Genomic DNA, 12,844 nt, shown 5'->3' with positions numbered 1-12,844 from the left:
TGACATCCGTGTTGCGTGGCGGCCGGCGGGCCCCACCGGTCAGGCGTTGTTCTGGACCTCCTGCTGCGCGGCGTGCCGCGCGAGGACCTCGCTCAGCTTGTTCGCGCCGGCCATGACCGTGGCGGCGTGCAGGCGGCCGGGCTGGCGCGAGAGGCGCTCGATGGGTCCCGAGATCGAGACCGCCGCGATGACCCGCCCGCTGGGGGAGCGGACGGGGGCCGAGACCGACGCCACGCCGGGCTCGCGCTCGCCGACGCTCTGCGCCCAGCCCCGGCGCCGGACCCCGGAGAGGGCCGTCGCCGTGAAGGCCGCGCCCTGGAGGCCACGGTGCAGTCGGTCGGGCTCCTCCCACGCGAGGAGGATCTGCGCGGCCGAGCCGGCGCGCATCGAGAGGGTGGCGCCGATCGGGATGGAGTCGCGCAGGCCGACGGGGCGCTCGGCGGCCGAGACGCACACCCGGTACTCGCCCTGGCGGCGGAAGAGCTGCGCCGACTCGTTCGTGTGGTCGCGCAGCGCGCCGAGAACCGGACCGGCGGCGGCGAGGAGGCGGTCCTCGCCGGCGGCGGCCGCGAGCTCGCCGAGGCGCGGGCCGAGGACGAAGCGTCCCTGCAGGTCGCGCGTCACGAGCCGGTGGTGCTCGAGGGCGACGGCGAGCCGGTGCGCCGTCGGGCGGGCCAGGCCGGTGGCCGTCACGAGCTGGGCGAGCGTCGACGGGCCGGCCTCGAGGGCGGACAGCACGACGGCTGCCTTGTCGAGCACTCCGACCCCACTGCTGTTGTCCATGTCTTGATATTGCTATCTCATCGGATGAGACGCAAGTCCATCCGTGACATCACCGTGCGAATCTCGGGACGACGGCGACGACGCGGTGCCGCGTCCGCCGCCGACGACCCCGCGGCCGACCGCCGCGGTCACGTGGGCGAGAGGTGAGTGGGATGGCCGGAACGCTGGCCGAGAAGGTGTGGGAGCAGCACGTCGTGCGACGGGGCGACGGGGAGCCCGACCTCCTCTACATCGACCTCCACCTCCTCCACGAGGTGACGAGCCCGCAGGCCTTCGACGGGCTCCGCCTCGCCGGCCGGCCGGTCCGCCGCCCCGACCTCACCCTGGCGACCGAGGACCACAACGTCCCGACGACCCCGGGCCCGATCACCGACCCGGTGAGCCGCACCCAGGTCGAGACGCTGCGCCGCAACTGCGAGGAGTTCGGCGTCACGCTCTACCCGATGGGCGACGCCGAGCAGGGCATCGTCCACGTGGTCGGCCCGCAGCTGGGCCTGACCCAGCCGGGGATGACGATCGTGTGCGGCGACAGCCACACCTCGACGCACGGGGCCTTCGGGGCGCTGGCCTTCGGGATCGGCACCTCCGAGGTCGAGCACGTCCTCGCGACGCAGACCCTGCCGCTCAAGCCGTTCCGGACGATGGCCGTGACCGTCGAGGGCGAGCTCTCGCCCGGCGTGACCGCCAAGGACATCGTCCTCGCCGTCATCGCGAAGATCGGCACGGGCGGCGGCCAGGGCCACGTCATCGAGTACCGGGGCAGCGCCATCCGCGCCCTCTCGATGGAGGCCCGGATGACCGTGTGCAACATGTCGATCGAGGCCGGCGCGCGCGCCGGGATGATCGCCCCCGACGAGACGACCTTCGAGTACGTCCGCGGCCGTGACCACGCACCGACCGGCGCCGACTGGGACGCCGCCGTCGAGGCCTGGCGCGAGCTGCGCAGCGACGACGACGCCGAGTTCGACACCGAGGTCACGCTCGACGCCGCCTCCCTCACCCCCTTCGTCACCTGGGGCACCAACCCCGGCCAGGGCAGCCCCCTCGGTGAGGCCGTGCCCGACCCCGAGTCGATGGGCGACGACAACGACAAGGTCGCCGCGCGCCGGGCGCTCGAGTACATGGGCCTCGAGGCCGGGACCCCGCTGCGCGAGATCCACGTCGACACCGTCTTCGTCGGCTCCTGCACCAACGGCCGGATCGAGGACCTGCGCGCCGCGGCCGAGGTCATCGAGGGTCGCCACGTCGCCGACGGTGTGCGGATGCTCGTCGTCCCCGGCTCCGCCCGCGTCCGCGTCCAGGCCGAGGCCGAGGGCCTGCACGAGGTCTTCACCGCGGCCGGCGCCGAGTGGCGCCTGCCCGGGTGCTCGATGTGCCTCGGGATGAACCCCGACCAGCTCGCGCCGGGGGAGCGCAGCGCGTCGACCTCGAACCGCAACTTCGAGGGGAGACAGGGCAAGGGTGGTCGGACCCACCTGGTCAGCCCGCTCGTCGCGGCTGCCACCGCGGTCCGCGGCACCCTGTCGAGCCCTACCGACCTCGAGCCCGTGGAGGCGAACGCCTGATGGAGAAGTTCACGTCGCACACCGGCATCGGCGTCCCGCTGCGCCGCAGCAACGTCGACACCGACCAGATCATCCCGGCCGTCTACCTCAAGCGGGTGACGCGCACCGGGTTCGAGGACGGGCTCTTCGCCGCCTGGCGGGGCGACGAGACCTTCGTGCTCAACGACCCGACCTTCGCCGCGGGGTCGGTCCTCGTCGCCGGCCCCGACTTCGGCACCGGCTCCTCGCGCGAGCACGCGGTGTGGGCGCTGATGGACTACGGCTTCCGGGTCGTCATCTCCTCGCGCTTCGCGGACATCTTCCGGGGCAACAGCGGCAAGCAGGGCCTGCTCACCGCGCAGTGCTCGCAGGACGACGTCGAGCTGCTCTGGAAGCTGCTGGAGAACGAGCCCGGCACCTCGGTGACGGTCGACCTCGAGTCGCGCACCGTCACCGCCGGTGACCTCGTCGCCCCCTTCGAGGTCGACGACTACACCCGCTGGCGCCTGCTCGAGGGCCTGGACGACATCAGCCTCTCGCTGCGGCACGAAGAGGACATCACGGCGTACGAGGCAATTCGTCCGGCGTGGAAGCCGAGCGTCACCGCCTGACGAAGTCCGTCTCCCACAACCGTTTCCGGGCAGGAACACAGCGGCGCGGCATCCCCTCGGGGGTGCCGCGCTGGTGTGCGTGGGGCTGCTGTGACGCCGGCGGCGACGCCAAAGCCTCTGTCGCGCAACCAGAACACGCCGCGACAGTGGTGGACGTGCCTCTCCGGCAGGCATACCGTCGTCCACAAGGTCGGCGAGCCCCGGCCCCACGTCCCAGCGTCGAGGCGGCCGCCTCGCGCCGACCGATGGAGGATCCACCGTGAACAAGGCAGACATCGTCAAGGAGCTCGAGAAGGCCCTCGGCAGCCGCAAGCTCGCGAACGACGCGCTGGACACCGTGCTCGACACGATCGTCCGTGAGGTCACCCGGGGCGGCAAGGTCGCGATCACCGGCTTCGGCACGTTCGACCGCGCGGAGCGCGCCGCGCGCACCGGCCGCAACCCGCACACCGGCACCTCGGTGCGCATCCCCAAGAGCAAGGCGCCGCGCTTCCGCCCGGGCACGGCGTTCAAGGACTACGTCCGCAAGCCCAGCTCGCTCCCCAAGGGCGGCCCGGCGACGGGGCGCGCCGCAGCCGGCAGCGCGGGCGCGGCGGCGGCCCCGGCCAAGAAGACGGCCGCCAAGAAGTCGGCGACCAAGGCCACGACCGCGAAGAAGACGGCGACCAAGGCGGCGCCGGCCAAGACCGCGGCGAAGAAGACCGCGACCAAGAGGACGGCGCCGGCGAAGACGGCGACGAAGAAGGTCGCGACGAAGGCGACCCCGGCGAAGACCGCGGCGAAGAAGGCCACGACCAAGGCCACGGCGCCGGCGAAGACCGCGGCGAAGAAGGTCGCGACCAAGGCGACCCCGGCGACGACCGCCGCGAAGAAGGCGCCGGCGAAGAAGACCGCCACCAAGGCCGCCCCCGCGAAGAAGACCGCCACGAAGGCGACGGCGAGCAAGGCGACGACCGCGAAGAAGACGGCCGCCAAGAAGGCCCCGGCCAAGAGGACCGCCAGGCGCTGACGCGCCGGGTCGGGCGGGGCCGTCAGTGGATGGTCTCGCCCGGCCCGATGCCGACGATCCAGGCCCGCGTGGCGACGAGGCCGTCGGCGTCGAGCTCGATGCTCACCCGCTGGCCGCTGCGCAGGTGCAGGAGACCGCTGTCGACGAGCGCGGCGATCGGCACCTCGACCTCGCGGCCGTCGTCGAGCAGCGCGCTGCCGCCCGTCTCGTCCGGGACCCGGTGGATGGTGGCCTGCACGCCCGGCAGGGTAGCGCGAGCCAGGGCCTCGGCGGTGTGCGCACCCACCCCGAGCGCAACGGCGTCGGCCAGCGACGCGGCGTCGTCGACGTCGGTCCGCAGGCCCGCGGCGGGCACCCGGACCGTCTCCCAGCCGAGGTCGGCGTGCGCGGCAGCGCTCCCCGCCCCGAAGCGCGTCGGGGCCGGCCCGTCGTCGAGTGCGAGGTCCAGCAGCGCCGTGCCGGTGCCGTCGGCGTCGGGGACGACGGCCCGGGGGAGCCGGCCCGTCCGCTCGAGCGTGGCGGCGAGCTCGGTGCCGGTGAGCGCCGGGTGGTCCCCGAGCAGCACGACGGCGCGGCGGGCGCCCGTGCCGCGGGCCGCCGCGACCCCGGCCCGCACCGCGGCGTCCAGCCCCCCGCCGGGGTCCGGCACGACCTGGGCGACGACCGCGGCCCAGGCCGCCACGACGGGGTCGCCGGTGACGACGAGCACGCGGACGCCGGGCAGGGACGCGGCCGCGGCGACGGTGTCACGGGCGAAGGCGTCGGCGAGGGCCATCCGGTCCTCGCGCGGCAGCGGCAGGCGCGACTTCGCGAGCGGGCCGCCCTTGACGGGGACGACGACCGCGAGGGGTGGGGACGAGGGCACGTGCCGATCCTGACACCCCGCCGTGGCACGCTCGACATCACCTGCACCGCGGACCAGAATGCGGTGACCCCCACCCCGGAAGGCCACAGGTGACCACCCCGACCGACAGCTCGCGTCCCTTCGGGTACCGGTTCGCCATCGCCGTCCTCCGGCCGGTCCTCCGGGCGCTGACGCGCCGCCGCTGGGAGGGGGTCGAGCACCTGCCGACCACGGGCGGCTGGGTCGTGTGCCCCAACCACGTCTCGCACGTCGACCCGCTCGCCTTCGCGCACTTCCTCGTCGACCAGGGGTACTCGCCGCGCTTCCTCGGCAAGGACGAGGTCTTCCGCGTCCCGGTCGTCGGGGCGGTGCTGCGCTCGGCCGACCAGATCCCGGTGCACCGCGAGTCGGGCAGCGCGGTCGACGCCTACCGCGCCGCGGTCGCCGCGGTCCGCGCGAACAAGTGCGTCGCCATCTACCCCGAGGGCACGCTCACCCGCGACCCCGGCCTCTGGCCGATGCGCGGGAAGACCGGCGCGGCCCGCGTCGCCCTCGAGACCCGGTGCCCCGTCGTCCCCGTCGCGGTCTGGGGGCCGCAGGAGATGCTCGCGCCGTACGCGCGGGTGCCGCGGCTCCTGCCGCGCACCGTCATGCGGGTGCGGGCCGGCCGCCCGGTCGACCTCGCGGACCTCTACGACCTGCCGGTGACGGCCGACGTGCTCGCCGAGGCGACCCGCCGGATCATGGCCGCCATCACCATCGAGCTCGAGGTGCTGCGGGGCGAGCCCGCGCCCGCCGAGCGCTTCGACCCACGACGGGCCCGCGTCACCCCGACCGGCCGACCCCGACCGATCGAGGAGGCGTCATGAGCCGAGCGGCCGTCTACGGCACCGGGAGCTGGGGGACCGCCTTCGCGGCCGTCCTCGCCGACGCCGGCACCCCGGTGACGATGTGGGGCCGGCGGCCCGAGGTCGTCGCGCAGGTCAACGAGGGCGTCAACCGCGACTACCTCCCCGAGCTGCGCCTGCCGGGCACCGTCCGCGCGACGACCGACCCGGCGGAGGCCGCGGACGGCGCGGACGTCGTCGTCCTCGCGGTGCCCTCGCAGACCCTGCGCGACAACCTCACCGCCTGGGGGCACGTGCTGCCGGGCGACGCCGCGGTCGTCTCGCTCATGAAGGGCGTCGAGCTCGGCACGACCCGGCGGATGTCGGAGGTCGTCGCCGAGGTCGGGGGCGTGGACCCCGACCGGGTCGTCGTCGTCTCCGGTCCCAACCTCGCGCGCGAGATCGCGGCCAAGCAGCCCGCCGCGTCCGTCGTCGCGAGCCGGAGCGAGGAGATGGCCGAGCGCGTGGCCGCGGCCTGTGCCGCACCGTACTTCCGCCCGTACACCGGCTCCGACGTCGTCGGCACCGAGATCGCCGGCGCCGTCAAGAACGTCATCGCCCTCGCCGTCGGGATGGCCGAGGGCCTCGGGATGGGCGACAACTCCAAGGCCTCGATCATCACCCGCGGCCTCGCCGAGACGATGCGCCTCGGGACCGCGCTCGGCGGCGAGGCCGTGACCTTCGCGGGCCTCGCCGGGGTCGGGGACCTCATCGCGACGTGCATGTCGCCGCTGTCGCGCAACCACTCCTTCGGCGTCCGGCTCGGGCAGGGGATGGCCGTCGACGAGGTCGTCGCGCTGACCCGGCAGACCGCCGAGGGGGTCAAGTCCTGCACCTCGATCCTCGAGCTCGCCGGGGCGCACGGCGTCGACGTGCCGATCATCGAGCAGGTCGACGCGATGATCCGGCACGGTCGGACCGCGCAGGAGGTCGTCGCCGCCCTGCTCTCGCGGCCCCGCAAGGCCGAGACCGCCTGAGCCGCAGCGGCACCCGCGGGGTCAGCCCGCTGCGTGCTCCAGGGCGGCCGCGAGGTCGCGCCACAGGTCGTCGACGTCCTCGACGCCGACCGAGAGCCGCAGCAGCTCGTCGGGGACCTTGAGGGGCTCGTCGGGCTGGCGCTTGCGTCGCTCGAGGAGGCTCTCGACGCCGCCGAGGCTCGTCGCGTGCACCCAGAGCCGCGTGGCGGCCGAGACGCGCTCGGCGCCGTCGGCCCCGCCGACGACCTCGATGCTGACGATCGCGCCGAAGCCGGGGTAGCGGACGCGGGTGACGGCCGGGTGGCCCTCGAGCCGGCGCGCGAGCTCGACCGCGCTCGCACAGGCCCGCTCGAGGCGCAGGTGCAGGGTGCGCATCCCGCGCAGCGCGAGCCAGGACTCCATCGGCCCGGCGATGGCGCCCCGCAGGCGCCGGTACCGGTGCAGGCGGTCGTGGAGGGCGCGGCCGGCCTCGGTGGGCGCCGTGACGACCGCGCCGAGGAGGACGTCGCTGTGGCCGGCGAGGTACTTGGTGACCGAGTGCACGACGACGTCGGCGCCGTCCTCGAGCGGCCGCTGGAGGAGCGGCGTCGCGAACGTGTTGTCGACGACCGTCAGCACCCCGCGCTCGCGGGCGGCGGCGGCGAGGGTCGCGACCTCGGCGACCTCGAGGAGGGGGTTGGTCGGCGACTCCAGCCAGAGCAGGTCGGCGCCGTCGAGGGCGGCGACGACCGCCGCGGTGTCGGTGAGGTCGACCCGGCGGACCGTCGCGGCGCCCTCGGCCTCGAGGTCGCCGACGGTCGCCATCACGCCGTTGTAGGCGGCGTCCGGGACGACGACGGTGCCGCCGTGGGGGAGGAGCGAGAACGCGGCGGACACCGCGGCCATCCCGGAGGCGAGGACGAGGGCGTCGCCGCCCTCGAGCGAGCCGAGGGCCTCCTCGAGGGCCGACCACGTCGGGTTGCCGCCGCGGCCGTAGCTGACCGCGCCGTCGGCGTGGTAGGTCGAGGTGAGCACGAGCGGCGCGCCGACCTGCGCTCCCGGGGAGGCCGGCTCGCGCCCGAGGGCGACGAGCCGGGTGGCGGGGGCGAGGGGCTCGGGCGAGGAGGGGCCGTCGGTCACGAGGGCCACCCTAGGGGCGGCTAGAGTCCTCTGCGATGACCGACCGCCCAGCCGACAAGATCCGCGTCGCCCTCGTCTTCGGGGGCCGCTCGTCGGAGCACGCCGTCTCCTGCGCGACCGCCGCGAGCGTCCTCGAGGCGCTCGACCGCGACCGCTACGACGTCGTGCCCGTGGGCATCGCCAAGGACGGCCACTGGGTCCTCGCCGCCGACGACCCCGAGCCGCTGCGGCTCGCGCCCGGCCACGAGCCGCAGGTCGACGGCGGGTCGGCGAGCGTCATCGTCCCGACCTCGGCCACCGACCGCACCCTCGTCGTCCACGAGGCGGGGCAGGCGCCGCGCACGCTCGGTGAGGTCGACGTCGTCTTCCCGCTGCTCCACGGCCCGTTCGGCGAGGACGGCACCATCCAGGGGCTGCTCGACCTCGCCGACGTCCGCTACGTCGGGTCGGGCGTCACCGCCTCGGCGGTCATGATGGACAAGGCGATGATGAAGACCGTGCTGGCGGCGGCCGGCCTGCCGATCGGCCCGTACGTCGTCATCACCGACCGCGACTGGCGGCGCGACCCCGCGGCCGCGATGGACGCCGTCGGCGCCCTGACCTTCCCGGTGTTCGTCAAGCCGGCCCGCGCCGGGTCGAGCATGGGCATCACGAAGGTCGCGTCGACGGACGCCCTCGAGGCCGCGATCGAGGCGGCCCGCGAGCACGACCCCAAGGTCGTCGTCGAGCAAGGCATCGTCGGGCGCGAGATCGAGTGCGGCGTCCTCGAGGGCCGTGGCACCGACGCCCCCCGCACGAGCGAGCTCGGCGAGTGCGTCGTCGTGCAGAACCACGACTTCTACGACTTCGAGGCCAAGTACCTCGCGGGGGACGACGTGCGGCTCGAGGCGCCGGCCGACGTGCCGTCGCAGGTGGCCGACGACATCCGGTCGATGGCGGCGCGCGCCTTCGAGGCCGCCGGCTGCGAGGGCCTCGCCCGCGTCGACTTCTTCCTCACCGACGAGGGCGAGATCGTCCTCAACGAGGTCAACACGATGCCCGGCTTCACCCCGAGCTCGATGTACCCGCGGATGTGGGCCGCGACCGGGGTCGCCTACCCCGAGCTCATCGACGAGCTCGTGGCGCTGGCGCTCGAGCGGCGCACCGGCCTGCGCTGACGCGCCGCCGCCGCGGGGTTCAGCGGCAGCGGAGACCGTTGGGCGGCAGGGTTTTCGCGACCTCGTCGAAGGCCGGCAGCAGGAGCGGCGCGGGGTCGTAGGCCGACGGCACGAGCACCTCGAGCGCGGGGTCGGTGCCGAACGTCGTGAAGCGCGTGCCGTCCGAGAGGCTCGACGGGATCCATCCGACGCCGTCGATCTCGATGCACTCCGTCTCGGTCGGCGCCAGCGCGCCGACGCCGCAGCGCGCGACCACCGCGGGGTCGCCCCACGCGGCGACGGCAGCGTTCGCGGGGTCGGTGTCGACGCGCTCGTGGCCGCCGACCTGCGCCGGCCAGCGGGGGTCGCCGCAGCCCGCGGCGCCCCCGGGCACGCTCACCCCGACGGCCGAGGAGCACCCGGACAGCAGGACGGCGGCAGCGCCGAGCGCTGCCGCCGTCCGACGGGGTCCGGGCACGCTCAGACGTGGACCACGGTGCACGTGAGGGTGCGGGTGATGCCCTCGGTGTCCTGGATGCGGGAGATGACGAGCTTGCCCAGCTCGTCGACGGTCGCGGCCTCCACCCGGGCGATGACGTCGTAGGGGCCGGTGACGTCCTCGGCGAGGACGACGCCGTCGATGCCGGCGATCGTCGCGGCGACGGACGCGGCGCGCCCGACGTCGGTCTGGATCAGGATGTAGGCCTGGACCACTGAACTCCACCTTGTCGTCGGTCGGCGGGGCCGGTGCGGCCCCGCACGTGGTGCCCACCGGGTCCGGCGGGGCTCGACCCAGACGCTACCGTGCCGGTGGACCGGACGTCACCGCAGGGAGGGAGCACCGCGTGGAGCGCCTGCGCGACCTGGACGAGGCCGAGCTCCTCGCCCGCGTCCTCCCCCTCTACGCCGCGGCCGTGGCCCCGGACGACGCGGCCCTGCCGGTCGGCCCGGGCGACGACGCCGCGGTGCTCGCGACCCCGTCCGGCACGGTCGTCGCGACGACCGACGGGATGGTCCGCGGCCGCGACTGGCGCGACGACTGGTCGAGCCCGCACGACGTCGGCGTCAAGGTGAGCGTGCAGAACCTCGCCGACGTCGCGGCGATGGGTGCCGTCCCGACCGGGCTGCTCGTCTCGCTCGTCGCCGACCCCGACACCCCGGTCGACTGGGTGCTCGGGCTGGCCGAGGGCATCGCCGCGGTGTCGCGGGAGTCCGGCGCACCCGTCGTCGGCGGCGACCTGTCGTCCGGGCCGGCGGGGGTCGTGACGGTCACCCTCACGGCGCTCGGCGACCTGCGCGGCCGGCGACCGGTCCGGCGCTCGGGCGCGCGCCCCGGCGACGTCGTCGCCGTCTGCGGCACGCTCGGGACCTCCGGCGGCGGCCTGGCCCTCTACCTCGCGGGGCGTTCGTCCGGGGGAGGGGAGGACGCCGACCGGCTGCGCGCGGCCCACCGGGCGCCGCGGCCGCCGTGGGAGGCCGGGCCGGTCGCCGCCGAGGCCGGCGCGCACGCGCTCGTCGACGTCTCGGACGGGCTCGTCACCGACCTCGGGCGGGTCGCCCGGGCGAGCGGGGTGGGCATCGACCTGTCGGGGGAGGCGCTGCGGACGCGGTTCGCGAGCGGCCCGCTGGAGCGCTGCCTCGGCGCGGACGAGGCGCTGCGCCAGGTGCTCGGCGGGGGCGAGGAGCACTCGCTCGTCGGGTGCTTCCCGGCGTCGGTCGACCTCGGAGCGCTGCCGGGGCGGCCGTGGGTGGCGGTGGGCCGGGTCGGCGGGACCGGGCCCGACGGCGCGAGCGTCACCGTCGACGGGGTCGTGCCGGACGTGCGCGGCTGGGACCACTTCGCCGGCGCCTGAACCCTGCCCGGAAGACGCGGAACGGGCGGCCTCCGCGAGGGAGGCCGCCCGTTCCGGGGTGCGTCAGGGGGAGGTCAGCGCTTGACCTTGCCCGCCTTGAGGCACGAGGTGCAGACGTTGAGCCGCTTCGGGGTCACACCGGCCTCGCCCACCATCGCCTTGACGCGCTGGATGTTGGGGTTCCAACGGCGCTTCGTGCGGCGGTGCGAGTGCGAGATGTTGTGCCCGAAACCGGGGCCCTTGCCGCAGACGTCGCAGTTGGCAGCCACGGGAGATCTCCTGATGCAGTAACGGTCGTGTGGTCATCGGGGCGCGGCGCAGAGCGCACGCGCAACCGGACAAGAGTAGCCGAGGGCCACCGGCCCGACCAAAACGGCTCCGGCCGGGGCGACGGACCACCCCGTTACCCTGACATCGTGCCCGACGTCCTCACCGCCGCCGACGCCCGGCAGTGGGCCCTGCTGACCCGGGCCGCCCTCGCGGCGCGCCGCACGGAGATCGACGAGCTCAACGTCTTCCCCGTGCCCGACGGCGACACGGGCACCAACCTCTACCTCACCCTCGACGGCGCGATCGACGAGGTCGTCGCGGCGCGCTCGGCCGACGGGGGGAGCGGCGCCGTCGGGCTCGTCGAGGAGTGCCGCACGCTGCGCCGCGCCGTCCTGCTCTCGGCCCGCGGCAACTCCGGGGTCATCCTCAGCCAGGTGGTCGGAGGCGTCTGCGACGTCGTCGTCGAGGAGGACGCCGCCGAGGTCGACGTCGCGCTCCTCGCCGCCTGCCTCGAGCGGGGGGCGGCCAAGGCCCGGGCCAGCGTCGCGCACCCGCAGGAGGGAACCATCCTCAGCGTCGCCGACGCCGCGGCGGCCGGGGCCCGGGCGGCCTGCGACGCCGGCGGCTCGATGGCCCAGGTGTCGGCCGCCGCCGTCGAGGCCGCGACGGAGGCGCTCGCCCGCACACCCGAGCAGCTGCCGGCCCTCGCCCGCGCCGGGGTCGTCGACGCCGGGGGAGCGGGCTGCGTCCTGCTCCTCGAGGCACTGCACCGGGTCGTCACCGGTGCGTGGACGAGCGCCGACGAGGGGCTGCTCACCGCGGCGAGCGGCACCGACCCCGCGCGCTGGCACTCCCCGCCGCGGCGCCCGTCGCCGGACGACACGGCCGACGAGACCGAGGCGCCCGGGCCGGCCTTCGAGGTGATGTACCTGCTGCTGGACACCGACGCCGCGCGCGTGCAGGCGCTGACCGAGCAGCTCGACGCCCTCGGCGACTCGCTCATCGTCGTCGGCGGCCCGGACCTCTGGAACGTCCACGTGCACGTCGACGACGCCGGCGCCGCGGTCGAGGCCGCGCTCGGCGCGGGCCGGCCGGAGCGCATCCGCATCACCCACCTGCCGAGCCAGGTCGCGGCCCGTGAGGCCGTCGTGCCCCTCGGGGTCGTCGCCGGCGCCGCGGGGCCGGGGGTCGTGGCCCTGCTCGAGGAGGCGGGCGCCGTCGCGCTGGAGTTCGGCCCGGGCCGGCGCGCCTCGGCCAGCCAGCTGCTCGACGCCGCCCGGCGCACCGGGGCCTCCGCGGTCGTCGTCCTGCCCGCCGACCCCGACGGGCTGATGGCCGCCGAGGTCGCCGCCGAGGCCGGCGCGGCCGACGGCCTCGAGGTGCACGTCGTCCCCGCCCGCACCACCGTGCAGGCCATCGCGGCGATGGCCGTCCTCGACCCCGCGCGGCCGGTGCACGCCAACGTCGTCGCGATGACCCAGGCCGCCGTCGCGACCCGCCACGGGGCGGTGTCCGTGGCCACCAAGGAGGCGCTGACCTGGGCCGGCGTCTGCCGCCCGGGCGACGTCCTCGGGATCGTCGACGGCGACGTCGCGTTCCTCGGCACCGACCTCGCGGCCTCGGCGCGCGACGTCCTCGACCGGCTCCTCTCGGCCGGCGGCGAGCTCGTCACCCTGGTCCGCGGCGCCGACGCGGACCCGCTGCTCGTCGAGCGCCTCGCCACCGACCTCGGGCGCGAGCGGCCCGAGCTCGAGGTCGTCGTCCTCGACGGCGGCCAGCCCGTGTACCCGCTGCTCATCGGGGTGGAGTGA

Annotated in this window: 14 protein-coding genes; 8 read left to right on the top strand and 6 right to left on the bottom strand. The window is 75.4% G+C overall.

Translation table 11 applies throughout. The features are described from left to right. Positions 1-39 precede the first annotated feature (39 nt). Positions 40-783, bottom strand: coding sequence for an IclR family transcriptional regulator (locus tag LG324_RS15365; RefSeq protein ID WP_030527924.1), 744 nt, complete (start codon positions 781-783; stop codon positions 40-42). Between the two features lie 152 nt (positions 784-935). Between LG324_RS15365 and leuC the strand changes: the two genes are divergently transcribed. From leuC to LG324_RS15350, 3 genes are all read left to right on the top strand, one after another. Further along, positions 936-2,348 carry a 3-isopropylmalate dehydratase large subunit gene (gene leuC / locus LG324_RS15360; protein WP_404349304.1) on the top strand — a complete coding sequence of 471 codons (1,413 nt, stop codon included), beginning with the start codon at positions 936-938 and terminating at the stop codon, positions 2,346-2,348. Then, positions 2,348-2,938 carry a 3-isopropylmalate dehydratase small subunit gene (gene leuD, locus LG324_RS15355; protein WP_215511142.1) on the top strand — a complete coding sequence of 197 codons (591 nt, stop codon included), beginning with the start codon at positions 2,348-2,350 and terminating at the stop codon, positions 2,936-2,938. Before leuC ends, leuD begins: the two co-directional genes overlap by 1 nt. A gap of 259 nt (positions 2,939-3,197) precedes the next feature. Beyond that, positions 3,198-3,947: an HU family DNA-binding protein gene (locus tag LG324_RS15350; RefSeq protein ID WP_404349302.1), complete on the top strand. Its 750-nt coding sequence runs from the start codon at positions 3,198-3,200 to the stop codon at positions 3,945-3,947. A gap of 22 nt (positions 3,948-3,969) precedes the next feature. Here the strand turns inward: LG324_RS15350 and cofC are convergent, their stop codons facing one another. Next, complete coding sequence (gene cofC, locus LG324_RS15345; protein WP_404349299.1) at positions 3,970-4,812, bottom strand: 2-phospho-L-lactate guanylyltransferase; 843 nt, start codon at positions 4,810-4,812, stop codon at positions 3,970-3,972. An 89-nt stretch (positions 4,813-4,901) separates the two neighbouring features. Here cofC and LG324_RS15340 point away from each other — a divergent pair, with 89 nt between their 5' ends. Together LG324_RS15340 and LG324_RS15335 are read left to right on the top strand one after the other, a co-directional pair. Next, positions 4,902-5,660 (top strand): lysophospholipid acyltransferase family protein, encoded by a 759-nt coding sequence (locus LG324_RS15340; protein WP_404349297.1) that lies wholly within the window; start codon positions 4,902-4,904, stop codon positions 5,658-5,660. Further along, the gene (locus LG324_RS15335) at positions 5,657-6,655 is read left to right on the top strand and encodes an NAD(P)H-dependent glycerol-3-phosphate dehydrogenase (protein WP_030527930.1); all 999 of its coding nucleotides are present in this window, start codon (positions 5,657-5,659) and stop codon (positions 6,653-6,655) included. Before LG324_RS15340 ends, LG324_RS15335 begins: the two co-directional genes overlap by 4 nt. 21 nt (positions 6,656-6,676) lie before the next feature. Here the strand turns inward: LG324_RS15335 and LG324_RS15330 are convergent, their stop codons facing one another. Continuing rightward, positions 6,677-7,783, bottom strand: a complete 1,107-nt coding sequence (locus tag LG324_RS15330; RefSeq protein WP_404349295.1) for a trans-sulfuration enzyme family protein — start codon at positions 7,781-7,783, stop codon at positions 6,677-6,679. 26 nt (positions 7,784-7,809) lie between these two features. Here LG324_RS15330 and LG324_RS15325 point away from each other — a divergent pair, with 26 nt between their 5' ends. Beyond that, on the top strand, positions 7,810-8,931 hold the full coding sequence (locus LG324_RS15325) for a D-alanine--D-alanine ligase family protein (RefSeq protein ID WP_404349293.1): 1,122 nt from the start codon (positions 7,810-7,812) through the stop codon (positions 8,929-8,931). A 19-nt stretch (positions 8,932-8,950) separates the two neighbouring features. On the opposite strand, the gene LG324_RS15320 is transcribed toward LG324_RS15325, so the two are convergent. After that, on the bottom strand, positions 8,951-9,388 hold the full coding sequence (locus LG324_RS15320; protein ID WP_404349291.1) for a DUF3515 family protein: 438 nt from the start codon (positions 9,386-9,388) through the stop codon (positions 8,951-8,953). A 2-nt stretch (positions 9,389-9,390) separates the two neighbouring features. Then, complete coding sequence (locus LG324_RS15315) at positions 9,391-9,624, bottom strand: Lrp/AsnC family transcriptional regulator (RefSeq protein ID WP_207023259.1); 234 nt, start codon at positions 9,622-9,624, stop codon at positions 9,391-9,393. Positions 9,625-9,755: 131 nt separating this feature from the next. Between LG324_RS15315 and thiL the strand changes: the two genes are divergently transcribed. After that, on the top strand, positions 9,756-10,763 hold the full coding sequence (thiL, locus tag LG324_RS15310) for a thiamine-phosphate kinase (protein WP_404349289.1): 1,008 nt from the start codon (positions 9,756-9,758) through the stop codon (positions 10,761-10,763). Positions 10,764-10,837: 74 nt separating this feature from the next. Here thiL and rpmB read toward each other — a convergent pair whose 3' ends face one another. Further along, complete coding sequence (gene rpmB, locus LG324_RS15305) at positions 10,838-11,032, bottom strand: 50S ribosomal protein L28 (protein WP_030527936.1); 195 nt, start codon at positions 11,030-11,032, stop codon at positions 10,838-10,840. 147 nt (positions 11,033-11,179) lie between these two features. Here rpmB and LG324_RS15300 point away from each other — a divergent pair, with 147 nt between their 5' ends. Beyond that, entirely contained in the window at positions 11,180-12,844 is a 1,665-nt protein-coding gene (locus LG324_RS15300) for a DAK2 domain-containing protein (protein ID WP_404349287.1), read from the top strand.

The organism is Phycicoccus jejuensis (assembly GCF_044797865.1).
In the GTDB taxonomy this organism is placed as follows: Bacteria; Actinomycetota; Actinomycetes; order Actinomycetales; family Dermatophilaceae; genus Phycicoccus; species Phycicoccus jejuensis.
This window is presented reverse-complemented; position numbering and strand designations above follow the sequence as displayed.